Source organism: Geodermatophilus sp. SYSU D01119 (genome assembly GCF_054049975.1).
The window spans coordinates 106,577-129,757 of record NZ_JBJGYL010000012.1 but is presented as its reverse complement, the minus strand read 5'-3'; the positions used below and the strand labels follow the sequence as shown (position 1 = coordinate 129,757).

Annotated in this window: 23 protein-coding genes and 1 tRNA gene; 15 read left to right on the top strand and 9 right to left on the bottom strand. The window is 75.8% G+C overall.

The genetic code is table 11. The annotated features are described in order from the left end of the window. Positions 1 to 19: 19 nt before the first annotated feature. From ACI79X_RS12000 to typA, 4 genes are all read left to right on the top strand, one after another. Positions 20 to 508 (top strand): MauE/DoxX family redox-associated membrane protein, encoded by a 489-nt coding sequence (locus ACI79X_RS12000; protein ID WP_457025624.1) that lies wholly within the window; start codon positions 20 to 22, stop codon positions 506 to 508. Next, positions 501 to 1,262: a DsbA family protein gene (locus tag ACI79X_RS11995; protein WP_457025623.1), complete on the top strand. Its 762-nt coding sequence runs from the start codon at positions 501 to 503 to the stop codon at positions 1,260 to 1,262. The genes ACI79X_RS12000 and ACI79X_RS11995 overlap by 8 nt, the downstream gene beginning before the upstream one ends. 25 nt (positions 1,263 to 1,287) lie before the next feature. Then, on the top strand, positions 1,288 to 1,620 hold the full coding sequence (locus ACI79X_RS11990; protein WP_457025622.1) for a hypothetical protein: 333 nt from the start codon (positions 1,288 to 1,290) through the stop codon (positions 1,618 to 1,620). 126 nt (positions 1,621 to 1,746) lie between these two features. Beyond that, positions 1,747 to 3,636 (top strand): translational GTPase TypA, encoded by a 1,890-nt coding sequence (typA, locus tag ACI79X_RS11985; RefSeq protein WP_457025621.1) that lies wholly within the window; start codon positions 1,747 to 1,749, stop codon positions 3,634 to 3,636. Positions 3,637 to 3,792: 156 nt separating this feature from the next. On the opposite strand, the gene ACI79X_RS11980 is transcribed toward typA, so the two are convergent. Further along, positions 3,793 to 4,149 (bottom strand): hypothetical protein, encoded by a 357-nt coding sequence (locus tag ACI79X_RS11980; protein ID WP_457025620.1) that lies wholly within the window; start codon positions 4,147 to 4,149, stop codon positions 3,793 to 3,795. Positions 4,150 to 4,364: 215 nt separating this feature from the next. On the opposite strand from ACI79X_RS11980, the gene ACI79X_RS11975 reads away from it, so the two are divergent. Together ACI79X_RS11975 and ACI79X_RS11970 are read left to right on the top strand one after the other, a co-directional pair. After that, positions 4,365 to 4,856, top strand: coding sequence for a DUF5994 family protein (locus ACI79X_RS11975; RefSeq protein ID WP_457025619.1), 492 nt, complete (start codon positions 4,365 to 4,367; stop codon positions 4,854 to 4,856). A gap of 63 nt (positions 4,857 to 4,919) precedes the next feature. After that, positions 4,920 to 5,897, top strand: coding sequence for an NAD-dependent epimerase/dehydratase family protein (locus tag ACI79X_RS11970; RefSeq protein WP_457025618.1), 978 nt, complete (start codon positions 4,920 to 4,922; stop codon positions 5,895 to 5,897). A gap of 57 nt (positions 5,898 to 5,954) precedes the next feature. Here the strand turns inward: ACI79X_RS11970 and ACI79X_RS11965 are convergent, their stop codons facing one another. From ACI79X_RS11965 to ACI79X_RS11950, 4 genes are all read right to left on the bottom strand, one after another. Further along, positions 5,955 to 6,959 carry a sulfite exporter TauE/SafE family protein gene (locus ACI79X_RS11965; RefSeq protein ID WP_457025617.1) on the bottom strand — a complete coding sequence of 335 codons (1,005 nt, stop codon included), beginning with the start codon at positions 6,957 to 6,959 and terminating at the stop codon, positions 5,955 to 5,957. A gap of 248 nt (positions 6,960 to 7,207) precedes the next feature. Beyond that, positions 7,208 to 8,209, bottom strand: coding sequence for an anion permease (locus ACI79X_RS11960; protein ID WP_457025616.1), 1,002 nt, complete (start codon positions 8,207 to 8,209; stop codon positions 7,208 to 7,210). Positions 8,210 to 8,215: 6 nt separating this feature from the next. Next, the gene (locus tag ACI79X_RS11955; protein ID WP_457025615.1) at positions 8,216 to 8,833 is read right to left on the bottom strand and encodes a DUF47 domain-containing protein; all 618 of its coding nucleotides are present in this window, start codon (positions 8,831 to 8,833) and stop codon (positions 8,216 to 8,218) included. Between the two features lie 91 nt (positions 8,834 to 8,924). Continuing rightward, the gene (locus ACI79X_RS11950) at positions 8,925 to 9,470 is read right to left on the bottom strand and encodes a sigma-70 family RNA polymerase sigma factor (RefSeq protein ID WP_457025614.1); all 546 of its coding nucleotides are present in this window, start codon (positions 9,468 to 9,470) and stop codon (positions 8,925 to 8,927) included. Positions 9,471 to 9,539: 69 nt separating this feature from the next. On the opposite strand from ACI79X_RS11950, the gene ACI79X_RS11945 reads away from it, so the two are divergent. The 5 genes from ACI79X_RS11945 to ACI79X_RS11925 are packed head-to-tail and all read left to right on the top strand — an operon-like array spanning position 9,540 to position 14,491. After that, entirely contained in the window at positions 9,540 to 10,187 is a 648-nt protein-coding gene (locus ACI79X_RS11945; RefSeq protein WP_457025613.1) for a zf-HC2 domain-containing protein, read from the top strand. Then, positions 10,184 to 11,971, top strand: a complete 1,788-nt coding sequence (locus tag ACI79X_RS11940) for a copper resistance CopC/CopD family protein (protein ID WP_457025612.1) — start codon at positions 10,184 to 10,186, stop codon at positions 11,969 to 11,971. Before ACI79X_RS11945 ends, ACI79X_RS11940 begins: the two co-directional genes overlap by 4 nt. A gap of 32 nt (positions 11,972 to 12,003) precedes the next feature. Beyond that, positions 12,004 to 12,750 (top strand): YcnI family copper-binding membrane protein, encoded by a 747-nt coding sequence (locus ACI79X_RS11935; protein ID WP_457025611.1) that lies wholly within the window; start codon positions 12,004 to 12,006, stop codon positions 12,748 to 12,750. Further along, positions 12,747 to 13,412: an SCO family protein gene (locus tag ACI79X_RS11930; RefSeq protein WP_457025610.1), complete on the top strand. Its 666-nt coding sequence runs from the start codon at positions 12,747 to 12,749 to the stop codon at positions 13,410 to 13,412. The genes ACI79X_RS11935 and ACI79X_RS11930 overlap by 4 nt, the downstream gene beginning before the upstream one ends. Next, a complete protein-coding gene (locus ACI79X_RS11925; RefSeq protein WP_457025609.1) occupies positions 13,409 to 14,491 on the top strand; it encodes a hypothetical protein in 1,083 nt (360 codons plus the stop codon). The genes ACI79X_RS11930 and ACI79X_RS11925 overlap by 4 nt, the downstream gene beginning before the upstream one ends. Positions 14,492 to 14,506: 15 nt before the next feature. On the opposite strand, the gene ACI79X_RS11920 is transcribed toward ACI79X_RS11925, so the two are convergent. From ACI79X_RS11920 to ACI79X_RS11905, 4 genes are read right to left on the bottom strand one after another with little or no spacing between them, the layout of a single operon-like run. Continuing rightward, on the bottom strand, positions 14,507 to 15,334 hold the full coding sequence (locus ACI79X_RS11920; protein ID WP_457025608.1) for a phosphocholine cytidylyltransferase family protein: 828 nt from the start codon (positions 15,332 to 15,334) through the stop codon (positions 14,507 to 14,509). After that, entirely contained in the window at positions 15,321 to 16,448 is a 1,128-nt protein-coding gene (locus tag ACI79X_RS11915; RefSeq protein WP_457025607.1) for a CDP-glycerol glycerophosphotransferase family protein, read from the bottom strand. The genes ACI79X_RS11920 and ACI79X_RS11915 overlap by 14 nt, the downstream gene beginning before the upstream one ends. Next, positions 16,445 to 17,218: an HAD family hydrolase gene (locus ACI79X_RS11910; protein ID WP_457025606.1), complete on the bottom strand. Its 774-nt coding sequence runs from the start codon at positions 17,216 to 17,218 to the stop codon at positions 16,445 to 16,447. Before ACI79X_RS11910 ends, ACI79X_RS11915 begins: the two co-directional genes overlap by 4 nt. Then, positions 17,215 to 18,699, bottom strand: a complete 1,485-nt coding sequence (locus ACI79X_RS11905) for a mannitol dehydrogenase family protein (protein WP_457025605.1) — start codon at positions 18,697 to 18,699, stop codon at positions 17,215 to 17,217. The genes ACI79X_RS11910 and ACI79X_RS11905 overlap by 4 nt, the downstream gene beginning before the upstream one ends. 565 nt (positions 18,700 to 19,264) lie before the next feature. Here ACI79X_RS11905 and ACI79X_RS11900 point away from each other — a divergent pair. The 4 genes from ACI79X_RS11900 (at position 19,265) to ACI79X_RS11885 (ending at position 23,175) form a co-directional block, all read left to right on the top strand. Further along, positions 19,265 to 20,236 (top strand): M23 family metallopeptidase, encoded by a 972-nt coding sequence (locus ACI79X_RS11900; RefSeq protein ID WP_457025604.1) that lies wholly within the window; start codon positions 19,265 to 19,267, stop codon positions 20,234 to 20,236. A gap of 102 nt (positions 20,237 to 20,338) precedes the next feature. Next, a tRNA-Ala gene (locus ACI79X_RS11895) sits at positions 20,339 to 20,411 on the top strand. A gap of 167 nt (positions 20,412 to 20,578) precedes the next feature. Next, on the top strand, positions 20,579 to 21,559 hold the full coding sequence (locus ACI79X_RS11890) for an anti-sigma factor RsbA family regulatory protein (RefSeq protein WP_457025603.1): 981 nt from the start codon (positions 20,579 to 20,581) through the stop codon (positions 21,557 to 21,559). A gap of 62 nt (positions 21,560 to 21,621) precedes the next feature. Then, positions 21,622 to 23,175 carry a phospholipase D-like domain-containing protein gene (locus ACI79X_RS11885; RefSeq protein ID WP_457025602.1) on the top strand — a complete coding sequence of 518 codons (1,554 nt, stop codon included), beginning with the start codon at positions 21,622 to 21,624 and terminating at the stop codon, positions 23,173 to 23,175. Positions 23,176 to 23,181: the final 6 nt, after the last annotated feature.

Here is a 23,181-nt window from a genome sequence, read left to right as displayed (position 1 = left end):
CCAGGACGACCAGGGAGTCGTGACAGTCGTCCGCGGAGCCCAGCCGTGGCTGGCGACCGCCGCCCGCTTCCTGCTCGGCGGCGTGCTCGTCGTCGCAGGCGCCCTCAAGCTGCCCGACCCCGCCGAGGCCGTGCGCGCCGTCCGCGCCTACCGGCTGCTGCCCGAGGCGCTCGTCGGGCCGGTGGCCTTCGGGCTGCCGGTGGTCGAGGTCGCCGTCGGCCTGGCGCTGCTGGCCGGGGTGTTCGTGCGCACGGCCGCTCTCGCCGCGGCCGTGCTCACGGCCGTGTTCGCCGCCGCGGTGGCCTCCGCGTGGGCCCGCGGGCTGCAGATCGACTGCGGCTGCTTCGGTGGCGGCGGGGAGGTGGCCGCGGGGGAGACCGGCTACCCGGCCGAGGTGGCCCGCGACGTCGCGCTGCTGCTCGTGGCCCTCGCCCTCGCCCGCCGGCCCCGGTCGCGGCTCGCGCTCGGCGGAGCCCGGGCCGACGTCGAGGAGCCCGCCCGTGTCTGACACCCGGCGCAGCACGGCGCGGCAGCGCATCGCCGAGCGGCGGGCCGCGGAGGCGGCGGCTCGGGCGGCCGCGACCCGGCGCCGCCGCACCGTCGTCGGCGGGGTCGTCGCGGCGGTGCTGGTCGTGGTCGCCGTCGTCGTGGTGGTGGTCGTGCAGACCCAGCGCACGCAGACCTCCCCGGCCGCCGCCACCCCGGCCGGCACCACCGTCGGCGGCACGGCCGTCGCCCTGGGCCCCGGCGACGCCCCGGTGACCGTGGACGTCTACGAGGACTTCCTCTGCCCGTACTGCGCCGACCTCGAGGCGGCCGCGGGCGACACCCTGGAGGAACTGGCCGCCGACGGCTCGGCGCAGGTGCGCTACCGCACGATCGCCTTCCTCGACCGCGCCTCCACCGACGACTACTCCACGCGCGCGCTCAACGCGGCCGCCGTCGTCCTCGACGCGGCCGGTCCCGAGGCGTGGCTGCGGTTCCACGACGCGCTGTTCGCCGGGCAGCCCGCCGAGGGCGGTCCGGGGCTCGACGACGACCGGCTGGTGGAGCTGGCCGCGCAGGCGGGCGCCGGCGGGCCGGAGGTGGAGCGGGGCATCCGCGACCTGCGCTTCGCCGACTGGACCGAGCAGGTCACCGACGCCGCCAGCCGCGCCGGCGTGACCGGCACGCCCACCGTCCTCGTCGACGGCGAGCCGCTGTCCGCCGACGAGCTCACCGCCGACGGCGTCCGCGCGGCGGTGGCGGCCGCGGCGCCGTGACCGGCGGGACGGGGACACTGGGGTCATGACGACGTCCGTGCTCTCCCGCGCCCGCACCCGGCTGTCCTCCGCCGTCCTCGTCGCCGCGGGCCTGGCGGCCGGCTTCGGCGTCGCGCAGGGCACCGGGATCCGGGCCCTCGGCGGCGCGGTGTTCCTCGCCGGCGGTCTGGGCGCCGGGTGGCTGTGGGTGCAGCGGCGCGGCTGGGCGGTGGCGCTGGGCCTCGGCGCGCTCTACGTCGGGGCGTTCGTCCTGGCGCACGTGCTCGCGCTCGGCGTGGGGCTGCCGGCCTGGCTGGCCGTGAGTCTGGTCACGATCGCCGCCGCCGGGGTGACGTGGACGGTGGCTGACCGCCCGTAGCGGGGAGGGCCGGCGCGCGCAGCGCCTAAGCTGGGAAGGTCGCCGGGCCGGCGGCCGTTGTTCGTGGTACCGCGTGCGCCGCCGCCGCGGGATCCCCCTGACTCCCCCCCTGAGGTGCCCTTCCGCATGCCCACCCGCGACGACCTGCGCAACGTGGCGATCATCGCCCACGTCGACCACGGCAAGACCACCCTCGTCGACGCCCTCCTCCGCCAGGCGGGCGCCCTCGGGCGCGCCAAGGGCGAGGGGACGGACAACGACTCCACGCAGGACCGCGTCATGGACTCGATGGACCTCGAGCGTGAGCGCGGCATCACCATCCTCGCCAAGAACACCGCCATCCGGCTGGCCGACGAGAACGGCAACCCGGTCACGGTCAACATCGTCGACACCCCCGGCCACGCCGACTTCGGCGGCGAGGTCGAGCGCGGCCTGTCGATGGTCGACGGTGTCGTGCTGCTCGTGGACTCCTCCGAGGGCCCCCTGCCGCAGACCCGCTTCGTGCTCCGCAAGGCCCTGGCCAAGCAAATGCCGGTGATCCTGGTGGTCAACAAGACCGACCGCTCCGACGCGCGCATCGCCGAGGTCGTCGACGAGACCTACGAGCTGTTCATGGAGCTGCTCGAGGACAACGGCCTCGACACCGACGCCCTCGAGTTCCCGATCGTCTACAGCAACGGCAAGACGGGGCAGGCCTCGCTCACCCGGCCCGCCGACGGCACCAGCCCCGACAGCCCCGACCTCGGGCCGCTGGTCAAGACGCTGCTGGACACCATCCCGGCGCCGACCTACGACGCCGAGGAGCCCCTCCGCGCGCAGGTCACCAACCTCGACGCCTCGCCCTACCTCGGCCGGCTGGCGCTGCTGCGCATCCACTCCGGCACGATGAAGAACGGCCAGCAGGTGGCCTGGTGCAAGACCGACGGCACCATCCAGCGCGTCAAGATCACCGAGCTGCTCGTGACCGAGGGCCTCACCCGCACCCCGGCCGACAGCGCGGGCCCCGGTGACCTCGTGGCCATCGCCGGCATCGAGGACATCATGATCGGCGACACCCTCGCCGACCCGAACGACCCGCGCCCCCTGCCGCCGCTGACCGTCGACGAGCCGTCGATCTCGATCACCATCGGCATCAACACCTCGCCGATCTCCGGCCGCTCGGGCAAGAAGCTCACCGCCCGGCTCATCAAGAACCGCCTCGACCAGGAGCTGGTCGGCAACGTGTCGGTGCGCATGCTGCCCACCGAGCGCCCCGACACCTGGGAGATGCAGGGCCGCGGCGAGCTGGCGCTGGCGATCCTCGTCGAGCAGCTGCGCCGCGAGGAGTTCGAGCTCACCGTCGGCCGCCCGCAGGTGGTCACCAAGACCATCGACGGCAAGCTCCACGAGCCGGTCGAGCGGGTCACCATCGACACCCCCGGCGAGTACGTCGGCACGCTGACCCAGGCGCTGGCCGCCCGCAAGGGCCGCATGGAGAACCTGGTGCACCACGACACCGGCTGGGCGCGGATGGAGTACGTCGTCCCCTCGCGCGGCCTGATCGGCTTCCGCACCGAGTTCCTCACCGAGACCCGCGGCACCGGCGTCCTCAACCACAACCTCGAGGGCTACGAGCCGTGGATGGGCGACATGCGCGCCCGGCCCACCGGCTCGCTGGTGGCCGACCGGCAGGGCGTGGCGACGTCGTACGCCATGTTCTCGCTGCAGGAGCGCGGCTCGATGATGGTCGCCCCCGGCACCGAGGTGTACGAGGGCATGATCGTCGGGGAGAACTCCCGGCCCGACGACATGGACGTCAACATCACCAAGGAGAAGAAGCTCACCAACATGCGGTCCTCGACCGCGGAGGAGCTCGAGCGCCTGGTGCCGCCGCGGATCCTCAACCTCGAGCAGGCGCTGGAGTTCTGTGCCGAGGACGAGTGCGTCGAGGTGACCCCGGCCGCCGTCCGCGTGCGCAAGGTCGTCCTCGACCAGACCGAGCGCGGCAAGGCCAAGAACCGCAAGCCCAAGGCCTGACCCAGGCCGTCGAGAGCCCCCGTCCGGTCCGCCGGGCGGGGGCTCTCGCGCTGTCCGGCCGCCAGCTCCCGCGGCAGGGCGGCGATGCGCCGGGCGCGGGTCGCCTCGCGGGCCGCCTTCCCACGGGCGCGAGCAGCCGCCTGCGCCGGCCGGGCGTCAGCCGCTCGGAGGGGGCCGGGCGGCCGCCGTCCTCCAGCGCCGCGCGCACGTCGTCGGGGACGAGGACGGCGTCGGGGTCGGCCGGGCGGAGCCGGCAGGCCGCACCTCCCCGGGGTCGAGCCCCAGCCGGCGGCGCAGGCCCGGGCCCACGTGGACGAAGGCGTCGGCCAGCACGGCCGGCTCGGCCCGGTCCAGCCCCAGGTCGACGGCGACGTCGTCGATGCGGCCCTCGACCCGCCGGGTCGGCTCCGCCCGGGCCGCCTCCAGCTCCGCCGGGACCCGGATGACCAGGTGGACGTCGCACCCCCACGCCAGGGGCTCGAGGACGCCGTCGAACGCGTGGTCGCGGGTCACGGGGCCTCCTCCGGGTGCTCGTCCCCGGAGCTTCGCGGGCCGGCGCCCCGCCGGATGCCCCGTGACCGGATCGTGACCTCCCGTGACGGCGGGCCGTACCGGCCCGACAGGCCGGTCGCCGCCTCGCCGGGCCGCCCCGGCCCGCCGACCTACGGTCGCTCCGGCGGACCCGGACGCGGGCCCGCCGCGCGACGAGCGGGAGGCGGGGACAGGACATGACCCAGGCGGTGTGGGGACCGGAGGGCTTCCGCGGCGGCATCGACGTCCGGGTGAGCCTGCGCGCGGACGCCGGGTCGGGCGAGAACACCTTCGACGGCGCGTGGTTCCCGCGGAGCCGCGACCTCGCCGTGGAGGTGCCGGAGCTGGTGGCCGCGCTCGACCGGCGCGGCGTGCGCATCGAGCGGTTCACCCACCCCATCGACGGCTGGCAGCCCGCGCCGCGCAAGCTCGTCGTCGACGGCCGGGTGGTGCGCACCGGCGGGTTCCGCAGCATGGACCCGGGCGTGGTGTGCCTGAGCTGGGCGGGCGGCAACCGCCGCGCCGACCTGCTCGTCGTCCCCCCGGAGACCGACGTCATCACCGGTGTGCGGGCGCTGCGGCTGTGCACCCGCCGCGGGCTGCCGCGCTCGCCGCAGATGGTGCTCGCCGCCGCCCGCTCCCAGCCGCTGCCGCAGGTGCCCGCCGTACAGGTGTCCCGGGCCGTCTGAGGGCGTTGCGCCGTCCGCGAACCGGCTGGACGGCGGGGGAGCGGCTCCGCTGGGCTGCGGGTCGTGCGACTCCTCGTCCTCGGCGGCACCCGCTTCCTCGGCCGGCACGTGGTGACCGCGGCGCTCGCCCGCGGCCACGAGGTGGCCACCTTCACCCGGGGCGTCAGCGGCACGCCCCCGGAGGGCGTCCGCGCGCTGCACGGGGACCGCGACGACCCCGCGGCCCTGCCGCGCGCCCTGGACGGCTGGACGCCCGAGCTCGTCGTCGACACCTCCTGCCAGACCCGCCCTGCCGCCGACAACGCGGCGGCCGCCCTGACCGGCGTGCGCGGCTACGCCTTCACCAGCAGCCTCAACGCCTACGCCGGCTGGCCGCCGGGCCCGGTCCGCGGCGAGGACGACCCGGTGTGGGACACCCCCGACGACGACTACGGCCCCAACAAGGCGCACGCCGAGCGGGTGCTGGGCGCCGCGCTGCCCGGGCGGTTCCTCACCGCCCGCGCCGGGCTGGTCCTCGGCAGCCACGACAACGTGCGCCGGCTGCCGTGGTGGCTGGAGCGCATCGCCCGCGGCGGGCGGGTCGTCGTCCCCGACGCGCTGGAGCAGCCGATCGCGCTGGTCGACGCCCGCGACCTGGCCGGCTGGCTGGTCGCCATGGCCGAGGACGGCGTCGCGGGGCCCGTGAACGCCACCGGCCCGGCCGGTATGACCACGCTCGGCGGCCTGCTGGAGACCTGCCGGGCGGTCACCGGCGGCGACGCCGAGCTCGTCCCGGTGCCGGAGGAGGACCTGCTGGCCGCGGGTGTGGAGCCGTGGCTGCACCTGCCGTTCTGGCTGCCCCGGGAGACGGCGGCGACGGCCTGGGACGTCGACACCACCCGGGCGCGGGACCTCGGGCTGCCCGTCCGGCCGGTCGCGGACACGGTCGCCGACACCTGGGCCTGGCTCCAGGGCGACCCGCCGCGCCAGCCCACCCGGCCCGGCCTGCCCGAGCCGGGCCTGCCCGCCGAGCTGGAGGAGACCCTGCTGGCCGGCCGCTGAGACGCGCGGAGGCCCCGCCCGGCGGTGCCGGACGGGGCCTCCTGGTGCGGTCCTCCGCTAGTCGCGCGGGTCGGCGGGACGGCCGGCGCGGAGGCTGCGCTCGAGGTCCGCGGCGTCGGCCGCGTCCGGCGAGTGCAGGTGCGGGTCCTCGGCCAGGCGGGCGGCCTCGGCGGCGAGGGCGTCGGCCGACTCCTGCGCCCGGTCCTTGCGGTACTGGCGGTAGGAGTGGGCGACGGCGGCGGCCCAGACGGCGTAGATGACCGCGTAGACCGCGTACCGGACCGGGTCGGAGGCGTCGATCCAGTCGCTGCGCAGCAGGGTGCGGGAGTTGGTCAGCACGATGATGCCGCCGACCAGCGAGCCGAGCAGCCGCGGCGGCACGTGGCGGACCAGCCACGCGGCGAGCGGGGCGGCCACCAGGCCACCGAGGAGCAGTGCCGCCACCCAGGCGAAGTCGATGCCCTGCGAGCCGAGGGCGGAGAGGAAGCCCAGGCTGGCCGACAGCGCGACGAGGAACTCGGAGGTGTCGATCGAGCCGATGACCTTGCGCGGCTCCATGCGGCCGCTGGCCAGCAGCGCCGGGGTGCCGACCGGGCCCCAGCCGCCGCCGCCGGTGGCGTCGACGAAGCCGGCCACCAGGCCCAGCGGGCCCAGGAAGCGCTTGCGCACCGGCTTGCCGAGGTTGCGCCGGTCGATGCCGCGCAGGGTGAAACGCACCAGCAGGTAGACGCCGAGCGCCAGCAGGATCAGCGACATCACCGGGGCGGCGACCTCGGTGGAGAGGCTGGACAGCACCGTGGCGCCGGCGAACGCGCCGACCGCGCCGGGGACGCCGACCTTGGCGACGACCTTCCAGTCGACGTTGCCGAACTTCCAGTGGGACAGGCCCGACGCGAGCGTCGTGCCGATCTCGGCCAGGTGGATGGTGGCCGACGCGGCGGCCGGGTTGGTGCCGATGGCCAGCAGCAGCGTCGTCGAGGTGACGCCGTAGGCCATGCCGAGGCTGCCGTCGACGAGCTGGGCGCCCAGGCCGGCGAGGGCGAGCAGGATCAGGGTCTTCACGGGGTGGGGCTCCGGTCAGGAGGTGCCGGGCGCGCGAGGGCGCGGCTCTCGGCAGGGACGAGCGGGGAGGAGTGCGCCGCGAGGGCGCCGGGACTCGTCAGACCGGACAGGCGGCGGTGCACACACGCAGCAGGTCGACGTGGATCCGCCCCACCAGGAGCACCGCCGTCGCCGCCACGGGTGCTATGTCTACCAGATCGATCGACTATTGCCGACCGGGCCCCGGGTGACCGGGGTCACCCGGCCCGTCAGCCGACGGCGAGGTCGGTGAGCACGTACGCGGCCGCCGCGACCGCCCCCGCGGCGGGCAGCGTGACCACCCACGCGACGACGATGTTCCCGGCCACGCCCCAGCGCACCGCAGAGAGCCGCCGGGTCGACCCGACGCCCATGATCGACGTCGTCGTGATGTGCGTCGTGGAGACGGGCACCGCGAAGACCGTCGCCGTGGTGACCATGACGCCCGAGGCGACGGTCTGGGCGGCGAAGCCACCGGCCGGGGTGAGCTGGATGATCCGCCGGCCGAGCGTGCGCATGATCCGGAAGCCGCCGGCGTAGGTGCCGGCGCTGATCGCGCCCGCCGCGGCGAGCACCACCCAGAACGGCACGTCGAAGGTGTCGATCTCCCCGGCGGTGAACAGCGCCAGCGTGATGATGCCCATGGTCTTCTGCGCGTCCTGCAGCCCGTGGCCGAGCGCCATCGTGGCCGAGCTCGCGATCTGCGCGTAGCGGAAGCCGCGGTTGGCGCGGCTGACGTTGGCCCGCCGGAACGTCCAGACGATCAGCAGCATGAACAGGTAGCCCAGGCCGAACCCCACCAGCGGCGAGACGACCATCGGGACGACGACCTTGTCGAGCACGCCCAGCCACTGGACGTCGTGCACCGCGGCCAGCGCGGCGCCGACCAGGCCACCGATCAGCGCGTGCGACGACGACGAGGGCAGCCCGAAGTACCAGGTGACGAGGTTCCACACGATCGCCCCGACCAGGGCGGCGAAGACGATCTCCAGCCCCTCGGTGCCCTGGGGCGCCTCGATGATCCCGGCGCCCACCGTCTTGGCCACCTCGGTCGACAGCAGCGCGCCGACGAGGTTCATGACCGCGGCCAGCGCGAGGGCGACCCGCGGGGTGAGCGCCTTGGTGGAGACCGCGACGGCGATCGCGTTGGCGGCGTCGTGGAACCCGTTGGTGTAGTCGAAGGCCAGGGCGACGACGACGATGACGACCAGCGCGACGAAGGCCGCGTCCATCGGCGGTCAGGACTCCTTGACGGCGATGGACTCGACGACGTTGGCGACCTTCTCGAAGGCGTCGGCGGCCTCCTCGAGCTGGTCGGCGACCTCCTTGAGGCGCAGCACCTCGAGGGCCTCGAACTCGCCGCTGTAGAGGTGCGAGAGCAGCCGCCGGTAGAGCTTGTCGGCCTCGTTCTCGATGCGGTTGACCTCGATCCAGTAGTCCGGGAGGTCCCGCATGGTGCGCAGCCGCGGCATCGCCTCGGCGGTGGTCTCGGCGGCGCGCTGCAGCAGCGCCGTCTGCTGGCTCATCTCCGGCGGCAGGGTGCCCAGCCGGGTGAGGACGACGAGGTCGGCGGCGGCCTCGACGAAGTCCATGACGTCGTCGAGGTGGCTGGCCAGGCGGTAGATGTCCTCGCGGTCGAACGGCGTGACGAAGCTGGAGTTGAGCTGGCGGAAGATCGCGTGGGTCGACTGGTCACCGACGTGTTCGAGCTCGCGCAGCCGGTCGGCGAGCTCGGTCCGGCGCCGGTTGTCGTGGATGAACTCCCCGAGCACGGTGGTCGCCTCGACCAGGTTCTGCGCGGAGGCGGTGAACAGGCCGTAGAAGGCGTTGTCCTTGGGGGTCAGGCTGAAGGGCACGAGGGGGCTCCGGGTCGGCGGTGGGGGAGGTCGCCGACGCGGGAGCGGTCGTACGGCCGTCGGGCAGCCTAGATACCCGTTCACCCGCCGTTCAGAGCGCGTTCGCCTCCGCGTCGTCCCCGAGGGCCGCCAGCAGGTCCCCGCGCGCCCGCGCGACCCGGGACCGGATGGTGCCGACCGGGCAGCCGGCCACCTCGGCGGCCTCGGCGTAGGACAGCCCGAGCAGCTGGGTGAGCACGAACGCCTCGCGCCGGTCGGCGTCGAGGCGGCCGAGCAGGTCGGTGACGGCGGCGCCCTCGCCCACCCGGTCGGCGGCGTCGGCGGGGCCCAGCGCCTCGAGGTCGGCGTCGTCGCGGACCAGCGTCAGCCGGCGACGGCGGCGCGAGCGGACGGCGTCGGCGCACACCCGCCGGGCGATCGACAGCAGCCAGGTGCGCAGCGACGAGCGGCCCTCGAAGCGGTGCAGCGAGGCGAACGCCCTCGCGTAGGTCTCCTGCGTCAGGTCGTCGGCGGAGCCGCGGTCACCGAGCGCCGCGCACAGCCGCCACACGTCGGACTGGGTGGACCGCACGAGGGTCGCCGCCGCCAGCGGGTCGCCGTCCACGGCGGCCGCGGCGACCCGCGCGAGCTCGTCCACTGCACCCCTCCGTCTGCGATCCCCGTCTCACCGGGAACCGGACGGACCCCTTGCGACGACTACTGGCACATGCAGTGTGCACCGTTCCGCGAGGCGCTCTCCGCGCGACTCGACGGCGAGCCGCTCGGGATGCCCGCCGCCGACCTCGACCGCCACCTCGACGGCTGCCCCGGCTGCGCCGCCTGGGGCGAGGCCGCGGGCACGGTCACCCGGCGCGCCCGGCTGGCCCCCGCGCCGCCGGTGCCCGACCTCACCGCCGCCGTCCTCGGCGCCCTGCCCCGCGAGCTCCCCGGCACCGCCGCGGCCGCGCGCGCCCGGCTGCTGGCCTCGGCGCTGCGCCTGGCGCTGCTGGCCGTCGGCGTGGCGCAGGCGGGACTGGCCTGGCCGTCGCTGGCCGGCGGCACGGCCGCGATGAGCGCCCCGCTGCACGTGGCCCACGAGACCGGCGCGTGGAACCTCGCCGTCGCCGCGGCCTTCGTCGCCGTCGCCGCCGCCCCGCGGCTGGCCGCCGGGGCGCTGCCCTTCCTCGCCACGTTCACCGTGCTGCTCGCCGTCGCCACCGTGCGCGACCTGCAGGCCGGGCACGTGCACGCCGACCGGGCGGCCGCGCACCTGCTGCTGCTGGCCGGTGTGGTCCTCATCTCCGTGGTCGCCTGGCGCGGCCGCCCGCGCCGCCGCGCCGCGGCCGTCGTCGCCCGCGGGCGGGTGACCGCGTGAGCACCCTTCCCCGGCCGGCGCGGCCGGTCCTGCTGCTGCTCGTCCTGCTCGCCGGCTGGCTGTCGCTGGGCGTGGCCACCGCCGGCCCCGCCGCCGCGCACGCCGAGCTGGTCTCCACCGACCCGGGGGAGGGCGCCCGCCTCGACGAGGTGCCCGGGCAGGTCACGCTGACCTTCAGCGAGGGCGTGTCCCTCGGCGCCGGCTACGCGCGCGTCCTCGGCGAGGGCGGGGAGCGGGTCGACACCGGCGCGGCGGAGGTGGACGGCGGCACCGTCACCGTGCCGCTGCGCGACGACCTGCCCGACGCCAGCTACGTCGTCACCTACCGGATCGTCTCGGCCGACTCGCACCCCATCAGCGGCGCCTTCGCCTTCGTCGTCGGCGACGGCGAGCTGGCCGACGCGGGCGCCGTGGCCGACGACGCCGACGTCGACCCGCTCGTGGCCGCCGCCCTCCCCGCCGCCCGCTCGCTCGGCTTCGCCGGGCTGGCCGCGGGCCTGGGCGTCCCGGCGTTCCTCGTGCTGTGCTGGCCGGCGGGCTGGGCCTCGGCCCGGATGCGGCGGGTCACCACCGCGGGCCTGGGCGCGGTCGCCGGCGCGGCCGTCCTCACCTTCCTCCTGCAGGGGCCCTACGCCGCCGGCGCCGGGCTCGGCTCCCTGCTCGACCCCGCCCTGGTGTCCACGACGGCGGCGTCGTCCTTCGGGCTCACCACCCTCGGCCGGGGCGCGCTCGCCCTCGTGCTGCTCGGCCTGCTCGTGCCGCTGTGGCGGCGCGGCGCCCCGCCCTCGGCGCAGGAGCAGGCGGGCCTGGCCGTCATCGGCGCCGGGGTGGTGCTCACCACCGCGGCGGTCGGCCACCCGGTCGCGGGGCCCGTGCCGGTGTTCGCCACCGCGGTCACCGCCGTGCACGTCGCCGCGATGGTGCTGTGGCTGGGTGGCCTGGCCGCGCTGCTCGCCGGCCTGGTGCGTCCCGGCGCGGAGGCCGGCGAGCTGGCCGGCGCGCTGCCCCGCTGGTCGCGGATCGCGTCCGGGTCGGTGGCCGCGCTGGTGGTCACCGGCGTCGTGCAGTCGGTGCGCGAGGTCGGCTCCCCGGCCGCGCTGGTGTCCACTCCCTACGGCTGGGTGCTGCTCGGCAAGCTCGCGCTGGTCCTGCTGCTCCTGGCCGCCGCCGGCGTCTCGCGCGTCTGGGTGCAGCAGCACCTCGGCGTCTCCCGCCCGCGGCCGGGCTCGCGGCGCCGGGTCACCGCGCACGCGTTCGCCGCGGGCGACCCCGACGGGCCCGTCGAGACCGCGGCCCGCGCCCGCGCCGCCGTGCAGGCCCGCGGCGCGGTGGAGGACGTCGGCCCGCTGCGGCGCTCGGTGCTCGTGGAGGCCGCTGTCGCCGCAGCCGTCCTGGTGCTGTCGGCGGTGCTCGTGGGCACCCCGCCGGCGCGCGCCTCGGTCGCCCAGCCGGTCGACGTCACCCTGCCCCTGCAGTCGGCGGCGGGGGAGTCCGGCAGCGTGCAGGTCTCGGTCGACCCCGCCCGCCCGGGGGCCAACACGCTGCACCTCTACCTCTTCGACGACGACGGGCAGCTCGCCCAGCCCGCCGACCTCCGCGTGACGCTCAGCGAGCCGGAGCAGGAGATCGGCCCCCTCGAGGTGGACCTCGAACCGGCCGGCCCCGGCCACTGGGTGGCCGACGGGATGTCGATCCCCGGCGCCGGCACCTGGACGGTCGCCGTGAGCGTCCGGCTCGACGAGTTCACCGCCACCACCGCCAGCACCGACTTCCCGGTGCGCTGAGCCCGCGCGAGCGGGACGACAGAAGGAGAACCGTGTTCCGCACCTCCCTGCGACCGGCGGCCCGTGCCGCCGTCGTGCTGGCCGCGCTGCTGGCCGCCCTGGTCGCCTCCGTCGCGGCGGCGACCGGCGCGTCGGCGCACGTGACGGTGTCCTCGGCCGACGCCGCGGCCGGCGGCTACGGGAAGCTCACCTTCCGGGTGCCCAACGAGAGCGACACCGCGAGCACCGTGGCGCTGCGCATCTCCGTCCCGGAGGACGAGGCGATGGCCTCGCTGCGCGCGCAGCCGGTGCCCGGCTGGACGGTCACCACGACGTCGGCGCAGCTCGCCGAGCCGGTGCAGGTGCACGGCCAGGAGATCAGCACCTACGTGTCGGTGGTGGAGTTCCGCGCGGAGGCCGGCGGCGGCATCGCGCCCGGCCAGTTCCAGGAGTTCTCGCTGTCGGGCGGGCCGTTCCCCGACGCGGAGACGTTGTCCTACCCGACCGTGCAGACCTACAGCGACGGCACCGAGTCGGCCTGGATCGAGCCGACCGTCGAGGGCCAGGAGGAGCCGGAGAGCCCCGCGCCGGTGCTGACCCTCGCCGGGGAGGGCGCCGCCACCGGCACCGGGAGCGGCACCGCGGCCTCCGACGGCTCCTCCGGGGGACACGGCCACGGCGGCCCGGTGAGCAACGAGCCGGCCGGCCTGGCGCTGTTCGTCGCCCTCCTCGCCCTCGCCGTCGGACTCGCGGGCGTCGTCCTCGGGTACCGCGCCGGCCGACGTACCGTGTCCTCGTGACCGCTCCCGTCCGCGGCCGGCTCGCCGCCCTGCTCCTCGCCGCCGGGCTCGGCCTCACCGCCTGCGGCTCCGACGACGGCGAGCAGGCGTCGGCCGCCGAGGGCCACGACCACTCCGGCGGCGCCGTCGCCGAGCTCGAGGGCCCCGGCGACGACTACGCCGGCATCGACCTGCGCGACCCGTTCCAGCGGCCGTCGTTCACCCTCACCGACACCACCGGCGCGGAGTACGACTTCGCCTCGGCGACGGCGGGGAAGCCGACGCTGCTGTTCTTCGGCTACACCAACTGCCCCGACATCTGCCCGACGACGATGGCCGACGTCGCCCTCGCCCTGCGCGACGTCGACCCGGAGCTGGCCGAGCAGGTGCAGGTGGTCTTCGTCACCACCGACCCCGGCTTCGACACCCCGCAGGTGCTCGGCGAATACCTCGACCGCTTCGACGCCGACCTGCCCACCCCGTTCGTCGGGCTGACCGGCGCGCAGGAGGTCGTCGACCAGGCGCAGCTGTCGGCCGGGGTGCCGCTGGCGGAGGACGACGGGCGCCTGCACAGCTCGCTCCTGCTGCTCTACGGCGCCGACGACGAGGCGCACGTGGCCTTCGACGCCGGCAACACCTCGCGCGACATCGCGGGCGACCTCGAGACCGTCGCGGGCTCGTGAGGGGCGGGCGTCCCGCGCGGGCCGCCGCCCGCCTGCTCGTCGTCGTGCTCGGCGTGCTGGCCGCGCTCGCCGTGGCCGGGCCCGCGTCGGCGCACGTCGGCGGCGAGGTGGCGGGCAGCGACTTCGACGGCCGGATCACCTCGGTGCAGCCGCAGGTGGGCGGGGTCTCGGTGCGCCTCCTGCAGTTCGGTGACGCGCTGGAGGTGGTCAACACCACCGGCACCGAGGTCACCGTGCCCGGCTACTCCGACGAGCCCTACCTGCGGATCGGCCCCGACGGCGTCTGGCGCAACGCGCACAGCCCGGCCACCTACATCAACCTCGACCGCTTCGGCCGGGTCACGCTGCCCGAGGGCGCCGACCCGCGCGCCGAGCCCGAGTGGGTGCTGGTGTCCACCGAGCCGCGGTACACCTGGCACGACCACCGCACGCACTGGATGAGCGAGGGCGTGCTGCCGCCGGCGGTGGCCGCCGACCCGACGCACGCGCACACCGTCTTCGACTGGACGGTGCCGATGCGCCACGGCGACACCGCCGTCACCGTCCGCGGAGAGCTCACCTGGGAGCCGCCGCCGTCGACCGCGCTCACCTGGCTGCTGCACGCCGGGCTGTTCGCCCTCGTGGCGGCCGCCGGGCTGCTGGCGCGCGGGCCCCGGCCGCTGGCCTGGGCGCTGGGCGCCGGCGCCGCGGCGGCGCTGTGGCACGCCGCGGCCACGCCCGAGCCGCCGGTGACGGTGTCCTCGCACGGCGCGGCGGTGGTCTCCGCGCTGCTGCCGGCGGTCACGGCCGCGCTCGTGGCGCTGCTCGGCGTCCGCGCGGCGGTGCGCGGGAAGGGCGTCATGGCGGGCCTGTGCGCGCTCGTGCTGGGCTGGCTGCTGCTGGTGCAGGGCCTGCCCGACGTCGACGTGCTGTGGAGCGCGAACGTGGCCGGCAGCGGTCCCGCCGTCCTCACCCGGCTCGCCGTGGCGGTGCTGGTGGCCGGGGGAGCGGGGCTGGTCGTCGGCGGGCTGGCCGCCGCGCGGCGCTTCCGCGACCCCGAGCGCGCCGTCCCGGCGCCGGAGCCCCAGCCGGTCGGCTGAGGCCCCGGCCCGGTCCTAGCGGCGGGTGCCGTCGGGGACGGTGTGCAGGCGCGGGCGGGCGCCGGAGAACATCGCGTTGGCGCGCTCGAGGTCGGCCTCGAAGTCGACCTCGACGGCGGCCCAGCGGGAGATGTCCAGCGGGCGGAACCGCAGGCCGGCCTCCGCGATGGCGGTCTCCATGCCGCGCTCGAAGTAGTCCTGGTCGCCGCAGCCCTCGAGGTGCTCCACGAGCACCGCCTTGTCAGCCGAGGACACGTAGTTGATGCCCACGGCCTCGCCGAGACCGCCCTGCACCGTCTTCGACAGCGCGTCGATCCAGCCCTCGGCGTCGAGGGTGTACTTGACCTCCTCGTCGCCGACCACCGAGGTGTCGACGCACACGAAGCTCTGGTCGGCCTCCAGCTCGGGCAGCACGGCCTCCAGCACCGCGGCGTCGAACACGACGTCGCCGTTGAGCCAGAGCACGCCGCCGGGGCCGGTCGCCCGCAGCCCGCGCAGCAGGCTCTTGGAGGTGTTCGTGCGGGCGAAGTGCGGGTTGTAGGCGAAGCGCAGGTCGGGCGCGGCCTGCATGACCAGCTCGCACTGGAAGCCCACGACGGCGGTGACGTGCGCGGAGGCGCCGAGGACGTCGTCGATGGTGTCGAGCTGGCGGCGCAGGATGCTGCGGCCGTCGACCAGCGGGGTCAGCGGCTTGGGCAGCGGGCGGCCGAGCCGGGTGCCCATCCCGGCGGCCAGGATGACCACCTGCAGGGGCTGCGGCTCCGGTGCGGCGGCCGGCCGGCCGCCCAGCGGCGCCAGGCCGGTGACCTGGGCAGTGGTCTGTGCGAGGTCAGCGATGCGCATCGTCGTCCCCTCCTCGGGTCGTCGGTACCCCGGCGGCGGAGGTGCCGCGCGGGAAGAACAGGTCGAGGACGCGGTCGGTGGCGTGCCCGTCCTCGAGGGAGGTGTAGGTCTCCCGGAAGGCCGCGTAGCGGTCGGCGCAGGCGGCGCGGACGGCGTCGAGGTCGGCGATCGCGTCGAGCAGCTCGTCGCTGGTCGACAGGAGCGGCCCCGGGGCGATCTCCTCGATGTCGACGTAGAAGCCGCGCAGCCGGTCGCGGTAGTCGGCCAGGTCGTAGGTGAACAGCAGGATCGGATTCCCGGTGACGGCGAAGTCGAACATCGTCGACGAGTAGTCGGTGACCAGCAGGTCGGCGGCGAGGTAGAGGTCGCGGATGTCCGGGTGGTTGGACACGTCGCGGACCGGCAGGCCCTCGATCGACTCCAGCCGGTCGGAGACCATGTTGTGCAGCCGCAGGAGCAGCACGTGGTCCTCCCCGAGCCGCTCGGTGAAGGCGGCGAGGTCGACGGGGAACTCGAAGTCGCGCTCGCCCTTCCCCTCGAACACGAGGTCGTCGCGCCAGGTCGGCGCGTAGAGGACGACGGTCTTGCCCTCGTCGATGCCCAGCTGCGCGCGCACCTCGGCCCGCACCTGCTCGCGCCGGGGGCTGCTGAGCAGGTCGTTGCGGGGGTAGCCGGTCTCGTGGATCGGCCGGGGGAAGCCGAAGGCCTGCCGGAAGCGGCCGGTGCTGTAGGCGTTGGGGGAGAGCATCACGTCCCAGCGCGCGATGTCGTGCTCGAGGTAGGCCAGCCGGCCCTCCGGCGCCCACAGCACGTCGTTGTGGATGCGCTTGAGCGGGGTGCCGTGCCAGGTCTGCAGGTAGAAGGCGTCGGCGCGCTTGTCCCAGTCCAGCGGCACGTGGTCGTTGGAGACGACGACGTCGGCCGCCTCGAGCGCGGCGATCGACTCCGGGCTGCCGAACGGGACGGTCGCGACGCCGGCCGGGAAGGCACGCTCGGCGACCGGCGCGGTCAGCCAGGTGTGCTCGATGTCGTCGCCGCGGGCCACGAGGGCCTCGTAGACGGCGCGCGGGCTGTCGGAGAACAGGCCGCGGAAGCTGGTGTAGACGACCTTCATCGGCCACCTCCGGTCAGGACGGGGGAGAGCAGGCCGCCGAGCTCCTGCCAGGACGAGACGACGGTGAGGACCCCGGCCTCGCTCAGCGCGGCCTCGCGCTCGGCGCGCTCGGCGGGCTGGACGAAGAGCAGGTTCCCCACGGTGGGACAACCCGCGCGGACGGCGGAGAGTGCCCCGGGCACCGAGTCCTCGACCGCCAGGCCCTGCGCGGGGCCGATGCCCAGCTGCTCGCAGGCGTGCAGGTAGACCGCCGGGTCGGGCTTGCTGGTGGGCGTGGGCAGGGAGTCCTCGGCGCTGAACCGGACCTCCGGCGGGATGAGCCCGTCGAGGCCGGTGGCGGTGAAGCAGGCGGCCAGCCGGGCCAGCGCGCTGGAGCTCACCGCGGCCAGCCGCAGGTGCGCGGACAGCGCGGTCAGCGCCGCGGTCGTCGGCTCGTGCGGGCGCAGGTGCTCGCCGAGGTACGCCGTCACCGCGCGCTTCTCCTCGGCCACCCACGGCTCGACGTCGACCTCCGGCTCCCCCGCCTCTGCGGCCAGCCGGCGCGACGTCGTCCGGAAGTTCATCCCGGTGGTGGCCAGCCGCAGCTCCTCGGGGGTGAAGCGGCGCGGGTCGCCGAGCTCGGCGAGGAAGCGGTTGGTGACCTCGGCGGAGGCGACGAACGCCGGTTCCTCGGAGGGGAACAGGTTGCCGTCGGCGTCGCACAGCAGCGCCGTGAGGCCGCGGACGACGCCGGCCGGCAGCGCCGCCCCGCCGTCGCGGGGCGCGCTCACCGGGCGCTCGCGGTCAGCGTAGCGACGGTCTCGCGGACGCCGTCGCGCTCCAGGCGGGTGAGCACCGCCGCGAGCTCGTCGGCGAAGCCGGGGACGTCGCCGAGGTCGCCGAAGACGGCGGTCTCGGCGAGCAGCGGGCGCGGATCGGTGCCGCCGGCCAGCGCGAGCGCCTGCAGGCGGGGTCCGGCGTCGTCCTCGACCGGCAGGGGGACGCCCGCGTCGTCCGTGCGCTGCAGGTAGGCGACCCAGCCGGCCAGGGCGAGGGTCAGCAGCGTGTGCGACCGGCCCTCGGCCAGCGCCTGGCGCAGCGAGGGGATCAGGTGCTGCGGCAGCTTGGTCGAGCCGCGGCGGCACAGCCGGGACAGCCGGTCGGCGATCGCCGGGTTGGCGAAGCGCTGCACGAGGATCGCCTTGTACTCGTCGAGGTCGATGCCCTCGGGGCAGGGGACGAGCGGGGTGACCTCGGCGTCCATGAGCCGGGTCACGTAGGCGGCGAACACCGGGTCGCCCATGAGGACGTCGATGCGCTCGTGGCCGGCGAGGGTGCCCAGGTACCCCAGCGCGGAGTGGCTGGCGTTGAGCAGCCGCGTCTTCATCAGCTCGTGGCCGGTGACGTCGCGGACGAAGCGGACGCCGACGGCGTCCAGCGGCGGGCGGCCGTTGCAGAACTCGTCCTCGATGACCCACTGGGAGAACGGCTCGGTGATGACCGGCCAGCGGTCGTCGACGCCGTGCCGCCGGGCCACCGCCTCGCGCTCCTCCGGCGTGGTCTGCGGGGTGATCCGGTCGACCATGCTGCTCGGGAAGGCCACCCGGTCGGTGATCCAGCGGGCGAGCACCTCGTCGCGCATCGCCGCGAACCCGACGACGGCGGCGCGGGTGGCGTCGCCGTTGCGGTGCAGGTTGTCGCAGGACACGACGGTGAACGGTGCGAGGCCCGCCCGCCGCCGCCGGTCGAGCGCCTCGACGAGGAAGCCGAAGACGGTGCGCGGCGTCGCGGGGTGCGCGAGGTCGTGGCGGACGTCGTCGTCGGGGGTGAAGGTGCGGGTCGCGGGGTCGAGGAGGTACCCGGCGTCGGTGATGGTCATCGTCACGACGCGGGTGCGCGGGTCGGCGAGCCGGTCGAGCACCGCCGACGGCGCGTCGGGGGCGAACAGGTAGTCGGTGAGGACGCCGACCACCCGGGCCCGCTCGCCGTCGGGGCTGCGCTCGACGACGGTGTAGAGGTTGTCCTGCGGCGCGAGGGCCTCCCGCAGCCGCCGGGCACGCAGGCCCACACCGACGACGCCCCAGCCGGTGGAGATGCCCCGCTGGGCGACCTCGTCGAGGTAGATGAGCTGGTGGGCGCGGGAGAAGCCGCCCACGCTCAGGTGCACGACGGCGGGGACGAGCGCTCCGCGGTCGTAGGTGGGGACGGTCAGCCGGGCCCCGTGCTGCTCGAGCGTCGCGCTGGTCAGCGGCCGGACGCGGTGGGCGGGCACTGCCGCCGGCGTCGTCCGGCTCCACGGGGTCCCCCGCAGAGGTCGCTCGGGCTGGGCCATCGAGGCATCGGTCCTTCCTGTCCAGGGTCGGTGCCCGACCGGTCCTCACCGCCGGGAGCGGGCATCCGCAGACCGTGCCGGGGAACGATCATGGGACCACGAGGTGGCCCCCGAGTGCACGTCCGGTGCACGGCCGGGAGCCGGCGGCGGGTCGCGGCCCGGCCGGGGGAGCGGGGGCACGCAGCGTCCCGGGCGTCGGCGGTGGCGTCGGCCCGGCGGGAGGTCACGTCGGACCGGCGCGGGCTGTTCCACGCCGGGAGAGGTCCTGTGCCCGGACGGCCGTCCCGCCAAACACACCGGCCCCTCGTGACACAGGGCACACGGCGTGTCGCTCACGGACACGCCGCACGTGGGGTCACGAACTGGTCACGGTGTGTTTGGATCGCTGTCGACTCGATCGGGCCCGCCGGGCCACTTCCCACGAACGAGCGGGGTACGTGCATTGGCCAGTCACCGGAGCGACGCGGGTCTGCTGACCCGCCCCTCGAGCGGCTCTCCCGCGGGCGTGCCCGCTCCGCGGTCGGGCGCCCACCGGCGCCCGGCGGGCCGGCCGGTGTCCCCGCTGCGCGGCTTCCCGCCCGTGCCCGCCGCCGACGAGACCGCACCTCCGGCCGTGCTGCCCGCCCCGCGTCCGGCCGCCGACGAGCTCGACCGCGAGTTCGCGGCGCTGGTCACCACGGTGCTGCCCGTGGAGGCCGCTCCCGTCGCCGCACCCGCCGCCGAGGTCGCAGCGCCGGTCGCCGCGCCCGCGACCGAGGCCGTGCCGGCGGTCGCGCCCGTCCGACGCCCCCGTGGCCTGCGGGACCGCCGTCCCTACGCGCTGATCGCCGCGCTGGTCGCCGGTGCGATCGGGGCCGCCGTCGTCGGCGTCCCCGGCTCGTCGCAGGCTCCCGCCGAGCCCACCTCGGTGCTCGGGGCGCAGATGGAGCTCGCCACCGGCGAGGAGGTGATCGAGGCCATGCCCATGGCGTCGATCACCGAGGCCGAGGCGCAGGCCCGTCTGCAGGAGGTGGCCGCCTCCCGCGCCGAGCGCGCCGCGGCCGAGGCCGCCGCCGCGGAGGCCGCCGCCGAGGCGGCCCGGCCCAAGACGGTGCTGCCGGTCAGCGGCGCCCGGTTCACCAGCGGCTTCGGCTCCCGCTGGGGCACCTTCCACTACGGCATCGACCTCGCCGCCCCGATCGGCACGCCGGAGTACGCGGCGGCCGACGGCGTCGTACTGCGCGCGGGCGCGGCCAGCGGCTTCGGGCTCGCGGTGTACATCCTGCACGAGAACGGCGACGTGACCGTCTACGGCCACATGGAGGAGATCCTCGTCGAGGTCGGCCAGTACGTGGACGCCGGCGAGACCATCGCCCTGCTGGGTAACCGCGGCCAGTCCACCGGCCCGCACCTGCACTTCGAGGTGCACCAGGGCGGCATGGACGGCCGCCGCATCGACCCGGTCGACTGGCTGGCCGAGCGCGGCGTCGAGATCTGACCGGCCCGCACGGGCGACGCGCGGCCACCCCCTCCGCGGGCGCCCTCGGAGGGCGATGTACAGTTCTCCCTGGCTCGAACGGAAGCGGTCGGGCCGGGAAACGGGGCTGTGGCGCAGCTGGTAGCGCACCACACTGGCAGTGTGGGGGTCAGGGGTTCGAGTCCCCTCAGCTCCACCCCGATGACACAGGGCGTCCTCCTCCGGGAGGGCGCCCTGTGTCGTTCCGGGACGGCGGAGGTGGCGTGGGATGCCCCCTCCGGGGTACACCGGACCGGAACCGTCCGGATCGGACGCCGTCCCGTCCGGACCGGCGCCGCCGGCACGACCACGGGACGAGACGCGGTGCACCTGGACGAGACGGGCTCCCCGGCCGGCACGGCCGGTCGCGGAGCCGTGCCCGGGTTCCGGCACGACGCGCTGGTCCACGACTCGGTCGACGACGTCGTCACCGTCGCCGTGCCCTGGCTGCGGGAGGGGCTGGACGCCGGCGACGCCGCGGTGGTCGCCGCCGGCCCGCGGACGAGCGGCCCCCTGTGCGACGCGCTCGGTGACGACCCGCGGGTGGTCGTGGTGGAGCGGTCCGCGCTGTACCGGGCGCGCACGCCCACGGCGATCACCGCGTTCCGGCGCTACGCCGAGGAGCACGCGGCCTCCGGCCGGTGCGTCCGCGTGGTGGGCGAGGTGGACTTCGGCACGACCGTCGCCGACCGGCGCGAGTGGCAGGCCTACGAGTCGGTCATCAACCACGCCTTCGCCCCGCTTCCGCTGTGGGGCCTGTGCGTCTTCTCCGCCGACCTGCCCGCGCCGGTCCTGGAGGCCGCCCGCCGCACCCACCCGCACCTCGTGACCCCCGCGGGACGGGCCGCCAACCCCGACTACGTCGACCCGGCCGCCTACCTGCGGTCGCTGCCGGTCCCGGACGAGCCGCTCGAGCGGACGCCCCCGGTGTTCGCCGACGACGACGTGACCGACCTCGCGCCGGTGCGCCGGGCCGTCCGGGAGGTGCTCGACGGCGTGCCGGGGCCGCCGGACGACCTCGAGGACTTCCTCATGGCCGTCGACGAGATGACCTCCAACGCGGTGCGGCACGGCAGCCGCCCCGCGGCCGTGCGGCTGTGGACCGCGCCGGGCCGGCTGGTGTGCACCATCCGCGACTCCGGTGCCGGCCTCGACGACCCCTTCGCCGGCTACGGACCGGCGCACGGGGAGGACCTGTCGCACGGCGGCATGGGGCTCTGGCTGGCCCGCCAGCTGTGCGACCACGTGGCCATCCGGCACGACGGGAGCGGCACCAGCGTGCGGTTGTCCACCTCCTGGGCCTGACGCGCCGTCACCCGGTCCGGCGAGGCGCCGGGCAGGGCGCTTGCGCGGCCGGGGAGACTGCCGTGGTGATCGAGAGCGCCGACGCCGCCGGGACGACCTCCCGCGCCCCCGCCGTCCCGGCGCCCCGGACCGAGCCCCTCCCGCGTCCCACCGACGACACACTGCTCGTGCCCGGGGAGACCTGCTGGCGGATCGAGCGGGCCGACCGGCACGCCGTCTTCGTGGACGCGGCCGACTACTTCGCCACCCTCAAGCGCGCCGTGCTGGCCGCCGAGCGGCGGGTGTTGTTCATCGGCTGGGACTTCGACCCGCGGATCCGGCTGGACCCCCGCACCCCGGGACGGCCGCGCGAGGACCGCCTGGGCCACGTGCTCGAGCAGGCCGTGGCCGCCAACCCGCGGCTGGAGATCGGCGTCCTGCAGTGGGACCTCGGGATGGTCGTGGCGCTCAACCGGCGCATGGCCCCGATCGTGCTGCTCAACCGCCGCACGCCCGACCGGCTGCGGTTCGCCGTCGACACGCACCACCCGCTCGGCGGCGCGCACCACCAGAAGATCGTCGTCATCGACGACTGCCTGGCCTTCGCCGGCGGCATCGACGTCACCGCCGACCGCTGGGACACCTCCGAGCACCGCGACCGGCACCCGCTGCGCCACCGGCCGCACTCCACCCGGCTGCGCGGGCCGTGGCACGACGTCACCAGCCTGGTGTCGGGGCCGGCGGCCCGGGCGCTGGGCGACCTGGCCCGCGAGCGGTGGGAGAGCGGCACCGGCGAGCACCTGGAGCCGGTCGAGGACGTCGAGGCGTGCTGGCCCGAGGGTGCCGAGGTCTTCCTGACCGACGTCGACGTCGCCATCTCCCGCACCCGCCCCGAGCACGGGGGCACCGAGCTGGTGCACGAGATCGAGCTGCTGTGGCTGGCCGTCATCGCCGCCGCCCGGCGCACGGTCTACATCGAGACGCAGTACTTCGCCAACCGCCGCATCGCCGAGGCCATCGCCGACCGGCTCCGCGAGGAGGACGGGCCGGAGTTCGTCGTCCTCAACCCGCTGACGGCCGACAGCTGGCTGGAGGTGAAGTCGATGGACACCGCCCGCGTCAAGCTGCTCGCCCTCGTCCGCGAGGCCGACCGGTACGACCGCTTCCGGCTGCTCGTACCGGTGGCCGAGGGGCGCCGGCCGATCTACGTGCACGCCAAGGTGACCTGCCTCGACGACCGGCTGCTGCGGATCGGCTCGTCCAACCTCAACAACCGCTCGATGGGCCTGGACACCGAGTGCGACCTGTCGATCGAGGCGCGCACCGGCGACCCGCGGGAGGAGGAGCTGCGGGCGGCGGTGCTGGGCATGCGGCACCGGCTGCTCGGCGAGCACCTCGGCGTCGAGCCGGAGCGGGTGGCGGCGGCGGTCGAGGAGCACGGCGGCTCGCTGGTGCGGGCGATCGACGCGCTCATCCGGCCCACCGGCCGCTCCCTGGTGCCCTTCGAGCCGCCGGAGCTCGACGCGGTCGAGCGGTTCCTCGCCGAGACCGAGCTGCTCGACGCCGAGCACACGCCCAACCGCTGGCGGCGGGTGAAGCAGGCCTTCGCCGGCCGGCGCCGGCGGCAGCGCGGCTGAGCGGGG

Bases quoted from the DNA above. Each gene is read 5' to 3' on its own strand.
- ACI79X_RS11990 (WP_457025622.1), top strand. From the start codon at position 1,288: ATGACGACGTCCGTGCTCTCCCGCGCCCGCACCCGGCTGTCCTCCGCC.
- typA (WP_457025621.1), top strand. From the start codon at position 1,747: ATGCCCACCCGCGACGACCTGCGCAACGTGGCGATCATCGCCCACGTC.
- ACI79X_RS11975 (WP_457025619.1), top strand. From the start codon at position 4,365: ATGACCCAGGCGGTGTGGGGACCGGAGGGCTTCCGCGGCGGCATCGAC.
- ACI79X_RS11960 (WP_457025616.1), bottom strand. From the start codon at position 8,209: ATGGACGCGGCCTTCGTCGCGCTGGTCGTCATCGTCGTCGTCGCCCTG.
- ACI79X_RS11945 (WP_457025613.1), top strand. From the start codon at position 9,540: ATGCAGTGTGCACCGTTCCGCGAGGCGCTCTCCGCGCGACTCGACGGC.
- ACI79X_RS11920 (WP_457025608.1), bottom strand. From the start codon at position 15,334: ATGCGCATCGCTGACCTCGCACAGACCACTGCCCAGGTCACCGGCCTG.
- ACI79X_RS11915 (WP_457025607.1), bottom strand. From the start codon at position 16,448: ATGAAGGTCGTCTACACCAGCTTCCGCGGCCTGTTCTCCGACAGCCCG.